Source organism: Terrabacter terrae, from assembly GCF_039529575.1.
In the GTDB taxonomy this organism is placed as follows: Bacteria; Actinomycetota; Actinomycetes; order Actinomycetales; family Dermatophilaceae; genus Terrabacter; species Terrabacter terrae.
Window position 1 is genome coordinate 129285 of sequence record NZ_BAAANB010000003.1, and the last position, 19565, is coordinate 148849.

17 protein-coding genes and 1 pseudogene are annotated in these 19565 nt (G+C 70.9%); 9 read left to right on the top strand and 9 right to left on the bottom strand.

Translation table 11 applies throughout. The annotated features are described in order from the left end of the window. Positions 1-370 precede the first annotated feature (370 nt). Positions 371-475, top strand: a pseudogene (locus ABD194_RS21670) (hypothetical protein); the annotation flags it as partial. Between the two features lie 137 nt (positions 476-612). Here ABD194_RS21670 and ABD194_RS05955 read toward each other — a convergent pair. Continuing rightward, the gene (locus ABD194_RS05955) at positions 613-2010 is read right to left on the bottom strand and encodes a pyridoxal phosphate-dependent decarboxylase family protein (RefSeq protein ID WP_343989023.1); all 1398 of its coding nucleotides are present in this window, start codon (positions 2008-2010) and stop codon (positions 613-615) included. A gap of 132 nt (positions 2011-2142) precedes the next feature. Between ABD194_RS05955 and ABD194_RS05960 the strand changes: the two genes are divergently transcribed. Continuing rightward, entirely contained in the window at positions 2143-2481 is a 339-nt protein-coding gene (locus tag ABD194_RS05960; protein ID WP_343989025.1) for a hypothetical protein, read from the top strand. On the opposite strand, the gene ABD194_RS05965 is transcribed toward ABD194_RS05960, so the two are convergent. Further along, positions 2474-2902: a hypothetical protein gene (locus ABD194_RS05965; protein WP_343989027.1), complete on the bottom strand. Its 429-nt coding sequence runs from the start codon at positions 2900-2902 to the stop codon at positions 2474-2476. The genes ABD194_RS05960 and ABD194_RS05965 overlap by 8 nt on opposite strands. Positions 2903-2998: 96 nt before the next feature. Here ABD194_RS05965 and ABD194_RS05970 point away from each other — a divergent pair, with 96 nt between their 5' ends. Continuing rightward, the gene (locus ABD194_RS05970; RefSeq protein ID WP_343989029.1) at positions 2999-3580 is read left to right on the top strand and encodes a cupin domain-containing protein; all 582 of its coding nucleotides are present in this window, start codon (positions 2999-3001) and stop codon (positions 3578-3580) included. Continuing rightward, positions 3577-4533 carry a Gfo/Idh/MocA family protein gene (locus ABD194_RS05975; protein ID WP_343989031.1) on the top strand — a complete coding sequence of 319 codons (957 nt, stop codon included), beginning with the start codon at positions 3577-3579 and terminating at the stop codon, positions 4531-4533. The genes ABD194_RS05970 and ABD194_RS05975 overlap by 4 nt, the downstream gene beginning before the upstream one ends. 57 nt (positions 4534-4590) lie before the next feature. Here ABD194_RS05975 and ABD194_RS05980 read toward each other — a convergent pair whose 3' ends face one another. Then, the gene (locus ABD194_RS05980) at positions 4591-5601 is read right to left on the bottom strand and encodes an aldo/keto reductase family protein (RefSeq protein WP_343989033.1); all 1011 of its coding nucleotides are present in this window, start codon (positions 5599-5601) and stop codon (positions 4591-4593) included. Between the two features lie 214 nt (positions 5602-5815). Here ABD194_RS05980 and ABD194_RS05985 point away from each other — a divergent pair, with 214 nt between their 5' ends. Next, entirely contained in the window at positions 5816-6223 is a 408-nt protein-coding gene (locus ABD194_RS05985; RefSeq protein WP_343989035.1) for a transferase, read from the top strand. Between the two features lie 54 nt (positions 6224-6277). Here ABD194_RS05985 and ABD194_RS05990 read toward each other — a convergent pair whose 3' ends face one another. Further along, a complete protein-coding gene (locus ABD194_RS05990) occupies positions 6278-7660 on the bottom strand; it encodes an NAD-dependent malic enzyme (protein WP_343989037.1) in 1383 nt (460 codons plus the stop codon). A 151-nt stretch (positions 7661-7811) separates the two neighbouring features. Here ABD194_RS05990 and ABD194_RS05995 point away from each other — a divergent pair, with 151 nt between their 5' ends. Beyond that, entirely contained in the window at positions 7812-10991 is a 3180-nt protein-coding gene (locus tag ABD194_RS05995; protein WP_343989039.1) for a DEAD/DEAH box helicase, read from the top strand. Between the two features lie 406 nt (positions 10992-11397). Here the strand turns inward: ABD194_RS05995 and ABD194_RS06000 are convergent, their stop codons facing one another. The 3 genes from ABD194_RS06000 to ABD194_RS06010 form a co-directional block, all read right to left on the bottom strand. After that, positions 11398-12372: a cupredoxin domain-containing protein gene (locus tag ABD194_RS06000; RefSeq protein ID WP_343989041.1), complete on the bottom strand. Its 975-nt coding sequence runs from the start codon at positions 12370-12372 to the stop codon at positions 11398-11400. A 208-nt stretch (positions 12373-12580) separates the two neighbouring features. After that, a complete protein-coding gene (locus ABD194_RS06005) occupies positions 12581-14977 on the bottom strand; it encodes a heavy metal translocating P-type ATPase (RefSeq protein ID WP_343989043.1) in 2397 nt (798 codons plus the stop codon). Positions 14978-15078: 101 nt separating this feature from the next. Further along, the gene (locus ABD194_RS06010; protein WP_343989045.1) at positions 15079-15804 is read right to left on the bottom strand and encodes a hypothetical protein; all 726 of its coding nucleotides are present in this window, start codon (positions 15802-15804) and stop codon (positions 15079-15081) included. A gap of 164 nt (positions 15805-15968) precedes the next feature. Between ABD194_RS06010 and ABD194_RS06015 the strand changes: the two genes are divergently transcribed. After that, positions 15969-17357, top strand: coding sequence for a sensor histidine kinase (locus tag ABD194_RS06015; protein ID WP_343989047.1), 1389 nt, complete (start codon positions 15969-15971; stop codon positions 17355-17357). Between the two features lie 14 nt (positions 17358-17371). On the opposite strand, the gene ABD194_RS06020 is transcribed toward ABD194_RS06015, so the two are convergent. Beyond that, positions 17372-17758 carry a phosphatase PAP2 family protein gene (locus ABD194_RS06020; protein WP_343989049.1) on the bottom strand — a complete coding sequence of 129 codons (387 nt, stop codon included), beginning with the start codon at positions 17756-17758 and terminating at the stop codon, positions 17372-17374. A gap of 79 nt (positions 17759-17837) precedes the next feature. After that, positions 17838-17960 (bottom strand): hypothetical protein, encoded by a 123-nt coding sequence (locus ABD194_RS06025; RefSeq protein WP_343989051.1) that lies wholly within the window; start codon positions 17958-17960, stop codon positions 17838-17840. 161 nt (positions 17961-18121) lie between these two features. Here ABD194_RS06025 and ABD194_RS06030 point away from each other — a divergent pair, with 161 nt between their 5' ends. Next, positions 18122-18811 carry a response regulator transcription factor gene (locus tag ABD194_RS06030; RefSeq protein ID WP_343989053.1) on the top strand — a complete coding sequence of 230 codons (690 nt, stop codon included), beginning with the start codon at positions 18122-18124 and terminating at the stop codon, positions 18809-18811. Positions 18812-18959: 148 nt separating this feature from the next. Then, positions 18960-19562, top strand: a complete 603-nt coding sequence (locus tag ABD194_RS06035; protein WP_343989055.1) for a phosphatase PAP2 family protein — start codon at positions 18960-18962, stop codon at positions 19560-19562. Positions 19563-19565 lie beyond the last annotated feature (3 nt).

Here is a 19565-nt window from a genome sequence, read left to right on the forward strand (position 1 = left end):
CGCTCGTCTGCTCAACGACCTCGGCACCGCGGAGGCTACGAAATCGCGGGTCAAGAGAGCGTCAAGATGCGCTGGGATTCCGCTGGATGCCGGCTGTGCGTCCTGAGAACCAAGGCTGCAGCGGCAGTCCGTGAGCGATGAGACAGGGCAGGCTGCGGCGACAGCGGCCCAGCCCGGCTACCGCCGACCTACCGTCGAGTCCTGGACACGAGGACTCCACGCGAGGCCCTCCGCGAAGCGCCCTTCATCGACCGCATCTCGCCGAGCGACCTCACGACGCTGGTGACGGACCGGGGGCCCGCCGCCATGAACATCGCGGCCGTCCTCCTCGTCGACGACGGGGCACGCCTGGCCCGTGCCCGGGTGGAGCGTGAGGCGCGTCGTTCCCGTCGCGGTGACGCCCGGGAACTCCGGCGTCACCTTCGACGTGCTGTCGTATGCCGGCACGCTCGGGATCACGGTCGTCAGCGATCCCGACGTGGTGCCGGGTGGAGGGACCTCGCGGCTCCCGTGGCGCAGGAGCTCTCCGCGCTGCTGGCCTCGGCGGGCTGACACGGCGACGTGGCAGACGTGGTGGGCATGGCAAGCGCGGCAGCGAGGGGGGCGGCTCTGTCACCCGTCGCCGAGCGCCACCGAGGTCGCGGCCGCCAGGATGGCATCCGCGGACACGTCGATGTCGTGCTCGGTGGTCGTCGCGTTGGAGACGGAGACGCGGATCAGGCGCCGGCCGTGCCAGGTGGTGCCTCCGACCCAGCACGTGCCCTCACGCTGGATCGCCTCGATCGCGGCGTCGATGCGGCCGGGGTCGCCGACACTGACGAGCACCTGGTTGAGGACGACGTCGTTGTGGATCGTCGCCCCACCGGCTTCGAGGCGGGCAGCCATCCGGCGGGCCAGTGCGCAGCAGCGGTCGACGAGGTCGGCCACCCCGTCCCGACCGAGCTCTCGCAGGGCGGCCCACACCGCGAAACCCCTGGCCCGCCTGGACGACTCGGGGGTGAGGTCGCCGAGGACTGGGTCGGAGGTGGCGCCGGAACCGGTGAGGTAGGCGGCGGCATACGACATGGTCGCGGCGTGCAGCGCCGCGTCGGCGCAGATCGCCAGACCGCAGTCGTACGGGACGTTGAGCCACTTGTGGGCGTCGGTGCCCCACGAGTCGGCCAGCTCGATGCCGGCGACCAGATGCGCGGTCCGGGGGCTCGCTGCCGCCCACAGGCCGAAGGCGCCGTCGACATGCACCCAGGCGCCGTGCTCGTGCGCGACGGTGGCGGCCGCCCTCAGGTCGTCGCAGGCGCCGGTGTTCACGTTGCCGGCCTGGAGGCAGACGATCACGGGCGCGTCGTCGAGCGAGTCGAGAGTCGCCCGCAGCTGCGCGAGGTCGATGGCCCCCTGCGTGGTTGCCGCCACGGGTCGCACGCTGTTGGTGCCGAAGCCGAGCAGGCGCGCGGCGCGGTCGATGGTGGCGTGCCGCTCCTCGCTCGCCACGATCGCGACGCGGGGCGCCCCGAAGAGGCCGTCCCGGGCCACGTCCCAACCGGCGTCGGCGAGGACTCGCTGACACCCGACTGCGATCCCTACCGTGTTGGCGGCCTGCGCCCCGGTGACGTAGCCCACGGACGCCGTCTCCGGGATCCCGAGGAGCTGCTTCGTCCACGCGGCGGCGGCCCGCTCGGCGGCCGCGGCAGCGGGTGACAGCACCTCGTTGTAGGCGCACTGGTCCCACGCCGTGGTCAGCAGGTCGGCCGCGCTCGCAGCGGGCGACGCGCCACCGATGACGAAGCCGAAGAAGCGCGGACCCACCGTGCCGACGAGCCCGGGGCTGGCCGCGGCGATGAGCTCCCCCACCACACGGTCCGGGCTGGTGGCCCCGGCTGGGAGCTCCCCGCCGAAGGCGGCGTCGAGCGAGACCCGGTCGGGAAGAGGATGCACGGGACGGTCGCGGACGCGGTCCCGGTGGTGGGCACCCTCCGACGCGGCGCGCGCGAAGAGCCTGTCCAGGTCGACGTCCATGTCGGCACCCTCCTCCGGGGACGCGGGACCGCGCAAGGAAACGGCTGCGACGTCGCGTCGGAAGAAGAGTCACTCACCCCCGCGTGCACGACACGGCAAGCCTTTGACTCCTGTTCGAACAGCGAATGAATCATGAGGTCGATCGAGTCGGTGGCAGCGCTTCCCCCGCCCGGCGACGCCCACCGCGGCGACGTCGTCCTCGATCTCGACCACCTGTCCCAGCTCTTCCGGGGTCGTGCCGCGAGTCGCACGCCACTGCGCCAACGCGACCTGCCGATGCTCGGGCGGGTGCTGCGCCAGCAGGTCGCGGAGTCACGGCTGACCCCTGTCGTGCCGGGCCTGCTGGGCGAGCTGCTCGAGGCTGCCGCAGACGACCTGTCGCCGGTGGTGGCTGCCGACCTCCTGGCCGTGAGCCACGGCAGGACGAGGAGGGGCCGTGGAGGACGGGGGCTGCCAGGTGGGTTCAGGTAGCCGCGGTCAGCGGCTCGGGCAGCCGAGAGATGCCGTCGCCCGTGGCGAGATAGAAGCCGAGCAGCCCGACCCCGTGGTCGGCACACCGGTCTATCGACACCTGGTGCCAGGCCCTGTCGAGGTCGTCGGGAGCGGTGCCCCGCGGTCGTCCCCGGCCGATGAGCACAGAGCCGCCGCTCGCGGCGACCAGGGGCAGGACGAGGCCGAGCAGCTGAGACAGGCTCGCGGGGCCGGCACCCGACGGCACGTCACGGAGCACGAGAGGCTGGAACCCCCGGTCCCGGGCGTCACACAGCATCACTGCCACGCATCCGGCGGCCCGGTCCGCGTCGCCCACGATGAGGTCGACGACATCCGCTGCCACGCGTCGGTTGGTCAGGGGAATCTCACTGGCACGAGGAGGTAGGTCTCTGAAGGTCATGCTCGCCATGGTGGTCGGGAAAAGCCCCGGCACGCTGGACTTGTCCCCAGTCACCGCGCCGCTTCACCAGCCAGCCCACCGGGTAGTGCTCAGCACATGAGAGAAGCCCATGGGTCAGGAGCCGGACCGCGGGCCCGTTCGTCTCAGGAGGAGACCTTCGAGAGCGCGGCATGGCAGGACGGTTCGACCTTCCACGGCAGCGACGCCCCCATCTACAGCGGTGATGCGACCCTGGCGCACCTGGTCAAGCGCGGCAGGAACATGGCTCACGTCGCCTACCAGCCCTCGCACCCGAACCCGCACGAAGGGGGCGCCCGCGCCGGCCAGGGCACCAGCCGCTGCATCTGGCTGTCCAGCGAGCAGGGGCGCCAGGCCGAGGCGATCGCGGAGTCCTGCCTGGAGGGCATGCTCGACACATGGCTCGAGCCAGGTGCCAGCGTCGGCTGGCACCGGCACGACAACTCCGAGGAGCACTACTACCTGCTCGAGGGCAGGCTCGACGTGACGGTCGAGGACCTCACCGGCCAGGTCCACACGTTCGAGCTCGAGCCGGGCGACAGCCACCGCGTGGGAACCGGCATGACTCACGGCTCCGTGGCAGGTACGGGGGGCGCGCGGTTCATCTGCGTCATGCTGACCACGACGCGCCCGGCCTCGACGGGCGGCGAACGGCAGTGAGAGCGGCCGTCGTCGGGACGGGCTGGGGTCTGGTCCACGTCCGAGCGCTCCGCGAGAACGACGTCGACGTCGTGGCCCTGTGCGGCTCGCCGAGAGACGCCGAACGCACCCGAGCCGTCGCAGCGCAGGAACGGATACCGCTGGCACTGAACGACCCCCGCGACATCCACGACCTCGACGTCGACGTCGTCACGGTGGCAACACCGGCGCACACCCACCTGGACATGCTCGAGCTATTCGCCGGGTCCGCGGTGATCTGTGAGAAGCCCGTCGCGGGAGCCACCGGTGACCTGGCCCGGGTGCCGTCGGCCACGTCATCGACGTTCGTGAACTACGCGTTCTCGTTCCTCGACTGCGCCCGGGTCTTCGCTCGAGCCCTGGAGAGTGCAGGGCCACCGGACCACGTCTTCATCGACACGGCATACGACCTGCCCCTGACGTTCACCGCGCCCGAGTGGTTCCTGGAGGTCGCGAGCCACCCGCTGTCGCTGCTGGTGCACCTGCTCGGGCCTCCGGCGGTCGTTGGCGGCTCGACGAGGCCCGACCCGCACGACGCCACCGAGCTGCAGCTGCGCATCGGCGAGGTGGACACGCAGGTCGCATCGCGCCACGAGCCCGGCCTGCACGGACTGCGCCATCGCATCCGAGCGCACGGCCCCGCCGGGACCCTCGAGCTCACCGGCGGTTTTCAAGAAGGCCGGTCGTGGCGCTTCGCACCCGTCCGGCTCGACGGCAGGGCCCTGGATGCTGGGGAGTGGTCACCGCACGACGTCTGGCACCGCGCCAACCAGCGAAGCATCGGGGCCGCCCTCCAAGTGTTCCGCGGTGAGCTGGCCCCCGAGGAAGCCGGTGCCGCAGGGCTTTTCACGCCGTCTCGAGCCGCCGTCATCGACCACTGTCTCCAGCAGGCGCTCGGGCGACCTCTCGGGACATCGAGCCGCGAGGACCGATGACCGGGCGGGACCGCCGGCCGGGAGCGTGCGCTCCCGACCGACGCACCCGCTCGCAGATCAGGCGACGCGGTGCTGGGGCGCGGTCTCCTTGGTCCTGCCCGGGTCGCGCTCGACGATGTCCCCGAGCACGTCGTCGATCTTCTTCATCAGCTCGGGCTCGAGCTTGACACCCGCCGCCTTGACGTTCTCGGCCACCTGCTCCGGGCGCGAGGCCCCCACGAGGGCGGCTGCGACGTTCGGGTTCTGCAGCACCCAGGCGACAGCCAGCTGCGCCATCGTGAGACCGGCCTCGTCGGCGATCGGCTTCAGGTTCTGGACGCGGGTCAGCACGTCGTCGTTCATGAAGCGCTTGATCATGTCGGCACCGCCCTTCTCGTCGGCGGCGCGTGAGCCCTCGGGCGGCTGCTGGCCGGGCTGGTACTTGCCCGTCAGCACGCCCTGCGCGATGGGGCTCCAGACGATCTGGCTGACGCCGAGCTCCTCGCACGTCGGCACGACCTCGCCCTCGATGACGCGCCAGAGCATGGAGTACTGCGGCTGGCTGGAGATGAGCTGGAAGCCGAGCTCCTTTGCGAGAGAGACTCCCTCGCGGATCTGGTCAGCCGTCCACTCGCTGACCCCGATGTAGAGCGCCTTGCCCTGGCGCACGATGTCGGCGAACGCCTGCATCGTCTCCTCGAGCGGCGTCTCGGTGTCGTAGCGGTGCGCCTGGTAGAGGTCGACGTAGTCGGTCTGCAGCCGCTGCAGCGAGCCGTTGATGGACTCCATGACGTGCTTTCGGGACAGGCCGGTGTCGTTCTTCCCGCCGGGGCCCGTGGGCCAGTAGACCTTGGTGAAGATCTCGAGGCTCTCGCGCCGCTCGCCCTTGAGCGCCTCACCGAGGACGCTCTCCGCCTTGGTGTTGGCGTAGGTGTCGGCCGTGTCGAAGGTGCTGATGCCGGCCTCGAGCGCGGCGCGCACGCACTGTGTCGCCACGTCGTTCTCCACCTGGGACCCGTGGGTCAGCCAGTTGCCGTAGGTGATCTCGGAGATCTTCAGTCCGCTGTTGCCGAGGTATCGAAAGTTCATCCTTCCACCGTATGCCGCCGCCTCCGTTGCGCCAGAGGCGCCCGGTTTGCCGTGAGACGGGGTGAATCAGGAACCGTCCGGGCGGGTACGGACGTTGCTCCGATACAGGTTGTCGGAGGTTCGGCAGAGCGGAATCTTCACGTTCACTTGAACGTTGGATGCATGTCACGAGCGTGGGCACGGTGCCCACGCTCAAACCCGGAGGGGGTGCACGATGAGGCGCAGGAAGTACGAGGAGTTCGAAGAGGACAACGGCACGATGCTGCGCTACGCCCGCCACGTCAACGGTGGGGGCTTCGTCGAGTCGCACGCCCACGTCGACCCGACGGCGTACGTCGGCGAGCACGCATACGTCGACCGCGGAGCGGTCGTCAGCGAGGGCGCTCACATCGCCAGCGGTGCCTGGATCGACCGCGACGCGGTCGTCCACGCGGGCGCGAACGTCGGCACCACGGCACACGTGGCGGCGGGCGCCGTGGTCGGGCGTGAGGCTCGGATCGGGCCTCGCGCCAAGGTCGGACGCGAGGCACACGTCTGGGACGGGGCACGCGTCGACAGCGACGAGTCCGTTCCGGAGGGTGCCGTCGTCCGCACCGGCAGCCGCGGGCGCCACGCGGCCTGACGCGCTCCCCGGAGCGCTGTCCCGCTGCTGAGATGACGGCATACGTACGCGTTGTCACCGCTTGGCGGCGCGACGCACCGCATCGGCGACGGCCGGCGCGACGCTCGCCTCGAAGACGCTGGGGATGATGAAGCTGGGGTTGAGCTCGCCCGGCTGGACGGTGTCGGCGATGGCGTGCGCGGCCGCGACCATCATGGCGTCGGTGATGCCGGAGACGTGCGCGTCGAGGAGGCCTCGGAAGAAGCCGGGGAAGACGAGCACGTTGTTGATCTGGTTGGGGTGGTCGGAGCGCCCGGTCGCCACCACGGCGGCGTGCTCACCGGCTGCCAGCGGGTCGACCTCGGGAACGGGGTTCGCGAGGGCGAAGACGATGGCGCCGGGAGCCATGGTGGCGATGTCGGCGCCGGTGAGCAGGTCCGGTGCGGAGACCCCGATGAAGACGTCGGTGCCGACGAGGACCTCCTTCAAAGTGCCGCTCTGGTGCCGGGGGTTGGTGTGGTCGGCGATCCACTGTCGGAACGGCTCCATCACCTGCTCGCCGCTGTGCACCGCGCCGTTGCGGCCACAGGCCACGATGTCGCGAGCGCCCTGCGTGAGCAGCAGCCGGATGATCGCGTGCCCGGCCGCGCCGACCCCCGACACGACGATGCGCACGTCGTCGATGGACTTGCCCACGACGCGGAGGGCGTTGCGCAGGGCCGCCAGCACGACGATCGCGGTGCCGTGCTGGTCGTCGTGGAACACCGGGATGTCGAGGAGCTCGCGGAGCCTCGCCTCGATCTCGAAGCACCTCGGCGCGGAGATGTCCTCGAGGTTGATGCCGCCGTAGACGGGCGCGATGGCGCGCACGATCTCGACGATCGCGTCGCTGTCCTGCGTGTCGAGGCAGACGGGCCACGCGTCGACTCCCCCGAACTGCTTGAAGAGGGCGGCCTTGCCCTCCATCACCGGCAGGGCGGCGAGGGGACCGATGTTGCCGAGCCCCAGCACGGCCGACCCGTCGGTGACGACCGCGACCGTGTTGCGCTTGATGGTCAGCCGGCGCGCGTCCTCCGGGTGCTCCGCGATGGCCAGGCAGACGCGGGCCACGCCCGGCGTGTACGCCCGCGAGAGGTCGTCCCGGTGCTTGAGCGGGACCTTCGGGTTCACCTCGATCTTGCCGCCGAGGTGCAGCAGGAACGTCTGGTCGCTGACCTTGCGGACCACTGCGCCGGGGACCGCGGCGATGGCCTCGGTGATGGCCTGCCCGTGCGCCTCGTCCCGGGTGTCGCACGTGACGTCGACGACCAGCCGGTCCGTGTGGCTCTCCGCGACGTCGAGCGCCGTGAGCGCGCCACCCGTGGACGAGACGGCCGTCGTGAGCGCCGCCGTGGCGTCGGCCGACGCGGGCACCTCGACCCGGACGGTGATGGAGTACCCGGGACTCGGGATGGTCATGACGGTCCCCTCGCGAGAGCAGCAGTGCCCGACGAGGCCAGTCTCCACCCTGGCCGTGCTCATCCGCCGTGATCGGCCTGTGGCGGTGCACCCGAGCGACACCGCACCACGTTGACCGCCGCGACGCCGGTGACCTGGCAAGCTGCCGGCCATGACCGACGACGGGGGCAGCCTGCTGGAGGGCGTCTACGAGAGCCTGATCACCGAGCGCCTGCAGAGACGGCTGGACCGAGCCGGAGCCATCCGGGCTGCCCGGCAGGCCGTCCCCGAGGCGGACGAGCCGGACGTCCTCAGCCGGCACGTGGCCCAGTCCGTCGCCCGAGTCCTCCGCGGCGAACGCCGTCCCGAGGCGCGGGTGGAGCTGGTCAACCGCATCCTCGGCGTCCTGGGCGCCGACGAGGACGCCGTCGTGGAAGCCTCACGCCAGCTGCTGTCAGTCTCCTACGTCCGTGAGCACGGCACGCTGCGGTCGACGGGCCGCCCGGCCACGCCGCTGTCCGACGCCGCCCTGCTCACCAACGCGGCCGGAGAGCCGGGCATCGGGCACGAGGTGCGCGCCGAGCTGCCCAGCGCCGACCGCGTGGACGTCGTGATGGCCTTCGTGAAGTGGCACGGCATCCGGGTCATCGAGAGCCAGCTGCGGGAGCTGCGCGAACGCCAGGTGCCGTTGCGGATCATCACCACGACCTACCTGGGTGCCACCGAGCGCGCTGCCCTGGACCGGCTGGTCAGGGAGTTCGGCGCCGAGGCGAAGGTGCAGTACGACGCCCTCCGCACCCGCCTGCACGCCAAGGCCTGGCTCTTCCGGCGCGACACCGGCTTCGACACGGCCTACGTCGGCTCCAGCAACCTCTCGCGCGCCGCCCTGCTCGACGGGGTCGAGTGGAACGTGCGGCTCTCGGCCGTCGCCACGCCGACCCTCATCGAGAAGTTCCGGGCCACCTTCGACAGCTACTGGAACGACGCGACGTTCGAAACCTACGACCCCGACCGTGACCGGGACCGCCTCGACGACGCGCTGGCCGAGGCCTCCGGCCGCCGCACGCACGACCGCGTGACGCTGTCGCTCTCCGGCCTGGAGGTGCGCCCGTACCCGCACCAGACGGAGATGCTCGAGCAGCTGGACGTCGAGCGGCTGGTCCACGACCGCCACCGCAACCTCGTCGTCGCCGCCACCGGGACCGGCAAGACGGTGGTTGCCGCCCTCGACTACAGGCGGCTCTGCCAGCAGCTCGGCGACAGGCCGACGCTGCTCTTCGTCGCACACCGACGGGAGATCCTCGAGCAGTCGCTGCGGACCTACCGGGAGGTGCTGAACGACGCCGACTTCGGCGAGCTGTACGTCGGTGGAGCCCGCCCCGAGCGGTGGCGTCACGTCTTCGCCTCGGTCCAGGCGCTCACGGCATACGGCATCGGCAACCTCCCCGTGGACGCCTTCGCCGTCGTGGTCATCGACGAGTTCCACCACGCCGAGGCCCGCACCTACCGCGACATCCTCGACCGCCTGCGTCCCGCTGAGCTCCTGGGTCTGACGGCGACGCCCGAACGCGGCGACGGCACAGACGTCCGGGCGTTCTTCGACGGCCGGGTGGCCGCCGAGCTCCGCCTCTGGGACGCGTTGAAGGCAGAGCTGCTGACCCCGTTCCACTACTTCGCCGTGGCGGACGGAACCGACCTGCGCTCGGTGGACTGGACCAACGGGGCGTACGCCGTGCAGAGCCTCTCCGAGGTCCTCACCGGCAACGACGCGCGGGCTCGACTGATCCTCAAGGCCCTTCGCGACAAGGTGCTCGACCTCGACGGTATGCGGGCACTTGGGTTCTGCGTCAGTCGCGAGCACGCGCACTACATGGCGGACGTCTTCACCCGGGCGGGCATCCGCTCGGCCGTGGTCCTCGGTGACACCGCGCCGCGGGAGCGGGACCGCCACATCGGCGAGCTGCGCGGGGGCCACCTGCAGGCCCTCTTCACGGTCGACGTCTTCAACGAGGGCGTCGACGTGCCGGCCATCAACACCGTGCTCTTCCTGCGCCCGACGGAGAGCTCGACGGTGTTCCTGCAGCAGCTCGGACGTGGCCTGCGTCGCGCGCCCGGCAAGGCGGTGCTGACCGCCCTCGACTTCGTCGGCCACCACCGCAAGGAGTTCCGCTTCGACCAGCGCTTCCGCGCCGTCACCGGAGCCACCCGCTCCCAGCTGGTCCACGACATCGAGCGAGGGTTCCCCTTCCTCCCCGCCGGCACCCAGATCGTGCTCGACCGGCTCAGCGAGGAGCTCGTCCTGCGCAACATCCGCGAGCAGGTCTGGAACCGTTGGGCACAGCTGGCAGCCGAGCTGAGGGCCCACCCGACCACTGACCTCGGCGCCTTCCTGCGTGACTCCGGGGTCGACCTCGCCGACGTGCTGCGCGGTGACCGCTCGTGGGTGCGGCTGCGCCGGGACGCCGGGGTCGCCGCACCTCCGCCGGGCCCGCGGGAGGACAAGCTGCTCAAACGCGTCCGCGCGCTCGCCCACGTCGACGACCCGGGGCGCGCTGCGGCATACCGACGGTGGCTCTCGGCCGACCCGCCTACCTACGGCGAGGCCGCGGCCGAGATGCAGCGATACGCCCGGATGCTCTTCTTCTCGCTCTTCCCGGACGGCGGCGGGTTCGCCTCGTACGACGACGGACTGGCCGCGGTACGCCGCGAGGCCGCCGTGTGCGAGGACCTACGCGCGGTCCTCGACCTGGGCGTGCAGAACGCGTCGCACGTCACTCGGCCCCTGGTCGGTGCGCTCGGGACGGCCGGCGTGCTCGAGGACTCCGGCGCGCTCGGGGATTCCGGCGCGCTCGGGGATTCCGGCGCGCTCGCGGACCGGCCGCTGGCCGTGCACGCCCGCTACACCCGCGAGGAGGCTGTCGCGGCGCTCGACTACGTCGGCCTCGACGGGCGCAAGCCGAACAGCTTCCGTGAGGGCGTGCTGTTCTCCGCCGCGGCGAACAGCGATGCCTTCTTCGTGACGCTGAACAAGTCCGAGGGCGACTACTCCCCCACGACGATGTACCGGGACTACGCCATCAGCCCGACGCTGTTCCACTGGGAGTCGCAGTCCGGCACGACCACCGCGTCGAAGACGGGGCAGCGCTACCTCGCCCACGAGCGGCAGGGCAGCCACGTCCTGCTCTTCGTCCGCGAGGCCAAGACCACCGAGTTCGGCGCCGGCGCGCCGTACCTGTTCCTCGGCCCCGTGTCCTACGTCGAGCACCGGGGCGAGCGGCCGATCGCCATCACCTGGCGGCTGCACACACCCATGCCGGCGGACCAGTTCGCGGTCGCGAGCGTGGTCGCCTGACGCGCCCTCGCTCCCGGCTCCGTTTCTGCGAAGGAGCCGTCATTCCTGGGTCGTCGGGACGACCTGGGCCGGAGCGGCCATCATGTGCTCCTCGAGGCGCTGCATGAGCAGGAGCAGGGCGAAACCGAGCAGAGGGGTGGCAAGTGCAAGGACGATCACGGTGACTCTCCGTTGATAGTGGGCTTCAGGCCGCCGCTCCCCCGATGCGTTGCTGCCTGATCACCCGGCTCATACCCACAACGGTCACTGCGAGCCCGGGGATCGGCGTTCTTTCCAGCCGTTACCGGGGCATACCGACGGCGCCCGAGGAGGGGTCCGGACAGGACCGTCCGAGCCCCTCCATCGCGTTTTCGGCACGGGTCGGCCGTCGTGGCCGTCGTCCCCGTCGAGTCTGGCTCGGAGGCGATCATGCCCCCGAGACGATGACGGTGCCCACCATGCCCAGGTTGTCGTGCAGGGCACAGATGTACGGGTAGGTGCCTGCCTTCGTGAAGCGCACGGTGAACGACCCACCGGGCGTCACGATGCCCGAGTTCAGCTGACCACCCGAGAAGTGGGTGGGGTCGCCGTAGGGGACGAAGATGTTGGCCCGTTCGGGTCCGAACGTCACGGTGTGCGGAGCCGCCATCCCCACGTTTCGCCACGTGACGGTCTGCCCGACACGGACGCGTGAGGTGGGCCGGATGAACCGCATGACCATCGCCACGCCGTCGTCGGCTCCGAAGAAGGAGGTCCGGCTCGTCGCCCGCAGGGCCGTGCTCACCCAAAGACGCCAGCCGTCAGCGAAGATGCGCTGAGCGTGAAGCGCACTGCGGCGGTCGTACTGCCCCTGCGAGAAGGGGTAGCTGGTCCCCTCCGGCCGGACGTGGACCACGCCCTTCATCATCACGCCGTGGACGAGGCACCAGTAGGTGAAGGTCCCCGTCTTGTCGAAGGTGAGGGTGTAGCTGCGCCAGGCTGGGAGGACCGGAGCCTCGTCGCTGCTCATGATGCCCGAGTTGTAGTACGAGCGGCCGTCGTAGTGGCTCCCGCCACGGGGGCGCAGCTGGTTGGGGTCGAACGGGTCGAACGGTTTGAGGGACTGCCCCGTCGCCAGGAAGGTGACGGTGTGGATCTCGCCGGAGTTGGCGGTCCAGGTGATCCGGTCGCCGGCATTGATCCAGATGGTTCCGGGCAGGAACGCCATGCCTTGGATGGCCTGGTGGGCGGTCTCCTCACCCACCCGTACGTGCCAGGTGCGCGTGTCGCGCTGCGTGCTCGTGGCCGTCTGGGTCATGGTGCCCTGGGCGGACACCGCGGGGAGCATGAACAGGGACAGTGCTGCAGCGCAGGCCGCGGCGACCATGAACCGGATCCGATGCGTCAGATGCGTTGTTCTCATACGAGGCCTCCTGGGCCCGTGGTTTGAGTGGCACGCTTCCGGTCACGGCCGAAAGCGGCCGGGGACAGGTCAATGGTGGACCTCGGCACCGTTGTCCGAGGGCGAAGACCCACAAGACACGAATAGGCAGAAGCAGCCGACAAGCCCAGCGATAGGCAGACATGCGCGGCGTCCCGGTTGACAGGGCGCCGCGCTGGACAGCGCCCGACTACAGGCGCTGGGTGCGCAGTCGCAGGGCGTTGCCGATGACGCTGACGGACGACAGGGCCATGGCCGCCGCCGCGATCATCGGGGACAGCAGCAGGCCGAACGCCGGGTAGAGCACTCCGGCGGCCAACGGGATGCCGGCAGCGTTGTAGACGAACGCGAACACCAGGTTCTGGCGGATGTTCGACATGGTCGCCTCGGACAGCGCTCGGGCACGGGCGATCCCGGTCAGGTCGCCCTTGAGCAGGGTCACGCCGGCGCTCTCGATGGCGACGTCGGTGCCGGTGCTCATCGCGATGCCGACGTCCGCTGCGGTCAGAGCCGGGGCGTCGTTGACGCCATCACCAGCCATGGCCACGACCCTCCCCTCGGCGCGGAGCGCGTTGACGACGTCGCTCTTGTGGTCGGGCAGGACCTCGGCCTCGACCCGGTCGATGCCCAGGTTGCGGGCGACGGCCTGGGCCGTGACCTGGTTGTCGCCGGTGAGCATCACGACGTCGATCCCCTCCTCGCGCAGCGCCTTCAGGGCGGCCGGGGTGGTGTCCTTCACCGAGTCCGCGATCGCGAGCACTCCCGCGACGTGGTCCTCGACGGCGACGTAGACGGCGCTGGCGCCGTCGGCGCGCAGCCGGTCCGCCTCCGCGTCCATGCCGGCCGTGTCCACGCCGTGACCGGCCAGGAACGAGCTGCTGCCCACCAGGACTCGCTGGCCGTCGACGATGCCCAAGACACCCCTGCCGACGGGAGCGTCGAAGTCGGTGACCTCCGGGATGGCCATGGCGGCGTCCGTGGCGGCCCGCACGACCGCCAGGCCGAGCGGGTGCTCGCTGGCGCGCTCGACGGCGGCCGCCAGCCGCAGCACCTCGTTCCCGTCCCCGTCGTCCGTGGCGACGACGTGAGTGACGGACGGACGCCCCTCGGTGAGCGTGCCGGTCTTGTCGACGACGAGCGTGTCGACCCTCTCCATGAGCTCGAGGGCCTCGGCGTTCTTGATGAGCACGCCGAGCGAGGCGCCCCGTCCGACGCCGACCATGATCGACACCGGCGTGGCGAGCCCGAGGGCACACGGGCAGGCGATGATGAGGACGCTGACGGCGACGACGAGCGCGTGGGCCAGGCGCGGCTCCGGGCCCAGTGTGGCCCAGACGACGAACGCGACCAGCGCGGCCAGGATGACTGCGGGCACGAAGACGGCTGAGACCCGGTCGGCCAGGCGCTGGATGGGTGCGCGCGAGCGCTGCGCGTCGGCCACCATCTGGACGATGCGGGCCAGCATCGTGTCGCGTCCGACCTTGTCGGCGCGCATGACGAGCGACCCGGTCTGGTTCACGGTGCCGCCGATGACGGCGTCACCGGCCGCCTTGGTGACCGGCATCGACTCACCCGTCACCATGGACTCGTCCAGGCTGGACCGCCCGTCCTGCACGGCACCGTCGACGGGAATGGACTCCCCGGGGCGGACCCGCAGCAGGTCCCCGACCTGGACCTGGTCGAGGGTGACCTCGGACCCGGTGCCGTCGGGGTCGACGCGGTGGGCGGTCTTCGGCGTGAGGTCCAGCAGGGCGCGGATGGCACCGGAGGTGCTCTCCCGGGCGCGCAGCTCGAGGACCTGCCCGAGCAGCACCAGCGCGGTGATGACGGAGGCGGCCTCGAAGTAGACGGCGACCGCGCCGTCCATGCGGAAGGCCTCGGGGAAGATCTCCGGCGCGATGGTGGCGACCACGCTGAAGAGCCAGGCCACCCCTGTCCCCATCGCGATGAGGGTGAACATGTTCAGCCTCATGGTCCGCACCGAGGCCCACCCGCGCTGGAAGAACGGCCAGCCCGCCCACAGCACGACCGGCGTCGCCAGGACCAGCTGCGCCCAGTTCGCCGCCGTGGCCGAGATGGCGTCCTCGAGCGCAGGGATGAGGTCGCGCCCCATCGACAGAACGAGCACAGGGATGCTGAGGGCGACCGCGACCGTGAACCGGCGCGTCATGTCCGCGAGCTCGGGATTCGGGCCGCTGTCCGCCGTCACGGTGACCGGCTCGAGGGCCATGCCGCAGATCGGGCAGCTGCCGGGGCCAGGTCGCCGGATCTCGGGGTGCATCGGGCAGGTCCATTCCGCCACCTCCCCCGGTGCCGCGTCGGCCACGTCGGCACCGGGACCGTGCTCGGCGTGGCGGCCATGGTGGCCACGCTCGTGACCCGACGGAGACTGCCCCGAGGAGCTGCTCAGGTAGCTGCCCGGGTGCGCCTCGAACTCGGCTCGGCAGCCGGCGGAGCAGAAGTGGTGCTCGTGTCCGTCGAGCTCGATGTGGTGGTCGCTGGTGGCGGGGTCGACGTCCATGCCGCAGACGGGGTCTTGCACCAGCGAGGTCGTCGACCATGTCGAGTGTTCGCTGTGGCTGTCCATACCTCCAAGGTACCCCCCTGGGGTATTAAGTCAAAACGATTGGCTGCAGACACCAACCGAGTCAGGGGTCAGCGCCGACAAGCGTGCGTATGCGACCGGGCTCAGCCGGCGTGGCTGCGCGCCTTGCGCGTGGGCGTCGACTCGCGCACCGCTGGCTCGCGCACCGGCCACGACACGACGGCTGGGTCCGGCACCAGCGGCGAGAAGGCGGCCATGACGTCGATGCCCTCGCGCAGGAGCGCGACCAGGCGTTCCTGGCGGTCGTCGACCCAGGCCCGGGCGATGCCGTCCACCGCGAGCACTGCCACCTTGGCCGCGGTGGAGGGGCTCACCCCCACCGGGTTGAAACCCATGCGGGCCAGGTAGAGCCGCGCCCAGCGCTCGGCCGAGGGCGATGTCGCCAGAGCGTCGCGGGAAGCGTCGGACAGGTGCCCGGGGGAACAGCCGTCCTGCTCCGCGAGCACCCGCTCGGCGTTGAGGATGGCCAGGGCCATGAGGTTCTGCCGGTCCTCGGCGGCGACCGGGAGGGCGGCTCGTGCAGCGGTCAGGAGCAGGGCCGTCGTCGCGCGCGGGTCGTCCGGATCGAGCCCGACGATGTCCGGGATCATCGTCACCAGACGCTGGCGGTGCGCGTCGTCCAGCATGTCGTTGACGCAGCGGGCCAGGGTGGCCAGCACCGGGTGGGTGCACGTCGGATGGTCGCTCCACCGCTCGCCGGCGAGGAACGAGGCCATCTCCATCAGGCACGCACCCTTGCGCGGGCTGCGGTGGCGGCCCCGTGACAGGACCGGCACGCCATCGGGGACGAAGGGAGCTTGTCGTGACATCGTCGCTCCTCGGGCTCTTGCTCTGGATCCCTCGGCCGGACCTTTTCATGCTGCGCCTCGATCACCGAGTTGACCACCCGTTTGACACACCACACAGCATCCGCGCACCAGCAGGCGTTGCGAGCCCAGATGTCGCCCGTGACGGCGCAGGAGACGATGTCGAGATGACGGCCTCTTCCCTCCTGACCCGGTGGCGCGTGCGGTCCCTGCGCTTCCGCATCCTCGCTGTCACCGCAGCGGCGGCGTCCCTCGCTCTCGTGGTGGCCCTGGGGGCCTACGAGAAGACGCTCGAGGCCGTCGTCGGCAACACGACCACGACGGCGGTGACGGAGCAGGCGAACCAGATCGCGTCGATCATCGTGGCCGCCAGGGAACCGGCCTCGACGCTGCGCTCGGTGCCCGCCCGAGGCTCGGTCCTGCAGCTGTTGGGAAGCGACGGGCGGGTGCTGTCGTACAACGACGTCGCGGCCGCGAACCGCCCGTTGGCCGACCTGCACGCAGCCCCCGGACAGGTGGTGACCACGCGGGTCGACGGCATACCGACGAACGAGCACGAGGCATACGTCGTGGTGGGACGTGGGCTCGCCACCGGTTCCGAGGGTGGCCGCGGTGGTGGCGGGGCGACCTTGCTCGTGGCGACCCCGCTGCAGACCGAGTCGCTGCTCATCGAGGGCGCGACCACGGCGCTCGGTGTGCTGGCACTGCTGCTGCTGGCGGGTCTGCTGTGGTTGATCGACCGGGTGCTGGGCAGCGCGCTGGGCCGCGTCGAGCGGGTCCGGGCCTCGGTCTCGGAGATCGGCGCCACCCGCTCCCCCGTGCGCGTCCCCGTCCCTCCCGGAGGTGACGAGATCACCCACCTGGCCCAGACGATGAACGACATGCTGGACCGGCTGCAGCGCGCCGACGCCGCGCAGCGTGCCTTCGTCAGCAACGCCTCGCACGAGCTGCGCAGCCCACTGACTGCCATCCGCGTCATCAGCGAGAGCTCACCGGCGGGGATCGACGCGGCGGGCACCGCGGTCGTCGGCGCCGAGGCCCTGCGCATGCAGCGACTCGTCGACGACCTGCTCACCCTGGCCAAGGCGGACGACCAGGGAATCGCGCTCCAGCACAGAGATGTCGACCTCGACGACGTGCTCATCGAGGAGATTCGACACCTTCGGGCAACGAGCTCGCTGACGGTCGTCGGCGACATCCACGCCGCCCGCGTCAGCGGCGACCCGGACCGGCTGGCCCAGGTCGTGCGCAACCTCGTCGACAATGCGGTACGCCACGCCCGCAGCGCCATCCGTCTGGCCTGCGGGCCAGGACCGGCCAGAACGCTCGTCATCACCGTCGACAACGACGGCGACGTGGTGCCGCCCGACCTGCGCGAGGCGATCTTCGACCGCTTCATCCGCCTGCAGGACTCCCGAGACCGCGACACCGGAGGTAGTGGGCTGGGGCTGTCGATCGTGCAAGCCCTCGTCGAGGCCCACGGCGGGTCCGTGAGCGCCGGCGTGGCCCCGGACGGGTGGTGCCGGTTCGAGGTTCGGCTCCCTCAACCGGCCTGAACGCGAGTGAGAGCTCAAGTCGGGTCGAGCCGCGCGGTCTCCTCCGGGGCACGACCCTCCTCAGGGGTGACGGGCGCCCGGCCCCGCTGGAGCCGCCAGGCGCTGAAGAGCGCCGTCAGGGCCGCGAGCCAGGGCCCTCCCAGGACGAACCCACCGACCACGTCGGAGACGTAGTGGGCGGCCAGCGCGACCCGGGACAAGCCGATCGCGGCGACGAGCACGGCCGCCACGGCCAACGCAGGACGGCGCCACCGGGCGGGCAGCACCGGGAGGAAGACGAGCAGCAGGACGCCGTCGCCGACGATCGCCGCATGGGCGTGTCCGCTGGGGAAGCTCGCGCCTGGCTCAGGGACGAACAGGTCGGTGACGACGGGCCGGGTCCGGTGCACCCGCGTCTTCACGACGGTCGTTGAGCGGCGAGGAGCCTGCGACGGTCACGGCGGTGAGGATCGCGAGCGGCCACAGGCGACGCCAGAGCAGTCAGACGACACGGACGCCGACGACCACCTGCCACGCCAGGGCCGAACCGGAGTCGCTCAGCACCCGGGCATCCCGCGTGCGCTGCTGCGGCGGCGGGTCGGTCGTCAACGGTCGGTATGACATCGCGTACTCCCTCGATCTCGTGCTCCGTACCCGGAGCGTTCAGCCACGCCCCAAGGAGGACCCACGATCTGGGGACGCGGCTGAAGCGTTGTTGAACGACGTGCCCCGTCCTGCCCTCCGGCGTGCGGGCTACTGTGCGGCCTGAAGGAGGTGCGATTCCGATGCGTGTGCTGCTCGTCGAGGACGAGGTGAACATCGCCGGCCCGCTGAAGCAGGCCCTGACCGGCGAGGGGTTGGTCGTCGACGTGGCGCACGACGGGATCACCGGCCAGTGGCTGGCCACGGAGAACCCCTATGACGTGGTCGTCCTCGACATCATGCTCCCGGGCCGCAACGGCTACGACGTGCTGCGCAACGTGCGGGCGCAGCAGGTGTGGACGCCCGTCCTGATGCTGACGGCCAAGGACGGTGAGTACGACCAGACCGACGCCTTCGACCTCGGCGCCGACGACTACCTGTCCAAGCCGTTCAGCTTTCCGGTTCTGGTGGCGCGGCTGCGCGCCCTGGTGCGCCGGGGCGCTCCGGAGCGACCGGTCACGCTGACTGCCGGGGACCTGCACCTGGACCCGGCCCGACACGTGGCCACGCGTGCTGGCACGGCTCTGCAGCTGACCGCCCGCGAGTTCGCGATCCTGCACTTTCTCGTGCGCCACGCCGGGGACGTCGTCTCCAAGGCGCAGATCCTCGACAACGTGTGGGACCCGACCTACGAAGGCGGCGAGAACATCGTCGAGGTCTACATCGGGCACCTGCGCAGGAAGATCGACGCACCCTTCGGGACCGAGTCCCTGGAGACCGTCCGGGGCCGGGGTTATCGCCTCCACCCGGTCAGCTCCGGTCCGGACACCTGAGGTCGACAGCACACCGTCACCTCGTTCACCTCGTTCACCTCGTTCAGCATCGGTTCAGGCAGTCGACGGCATCGTGGGGGGTACGCACGGCGCCGGACGGGCACACTCGGTGTCCGGGCGCCCCACCCCGCCCTCGGGAAGGACTCCGGTGACCGCACCCGCCGACGCCAACCAGACTCTCTTCAGCCAGGTGAACGACGTGGCCCGGCACACGCCCTGGCTGCACGGCCTCGCCACCGGCTACGCCGAGTACGGAGTGCTGCTCTTCGGAGCGCTGGTCCTGCTGGCCGTGTGGCAGGGCCGGCACGCACCGCACGCGAAGCTGGCGGCCGCCCTCTGGGCCGGTATCGCGACCGTCCTCGCGGTCGGGGTCAACCAGCCGGTGGTGTCCATGGTGGCCGAGCCCCGTCCCTACCAGACCCACCCGAGCATCCTCGTGCTCGTCGCCCGGAGCACCGACTGGTCCTTCCCGTCCGACCACTCGGTCATGGCCGGTGCCTGCGCCGTTGGGCTGCTCATCTTCTCCCGGCGCCTGGGTGCCGTGGCCGCGGTCGCGGCCCTGCTGATGGCCGCGACACGCGTGTACGTCGGAGCGCACTACCCTTTCGACGTTCTCGTCGGCCTCCTCCTCGGTGCCGTCGTCGCCGGCGCCGGCTGGCTGCTCTTGCGCACGCCCCTCGTGCTCGCCGTCTTGCGGGCGCGGACCATCACCCCGCTGCGTGCGTGGTGCGAGCCGCGGCCGGGTATCTGAGTG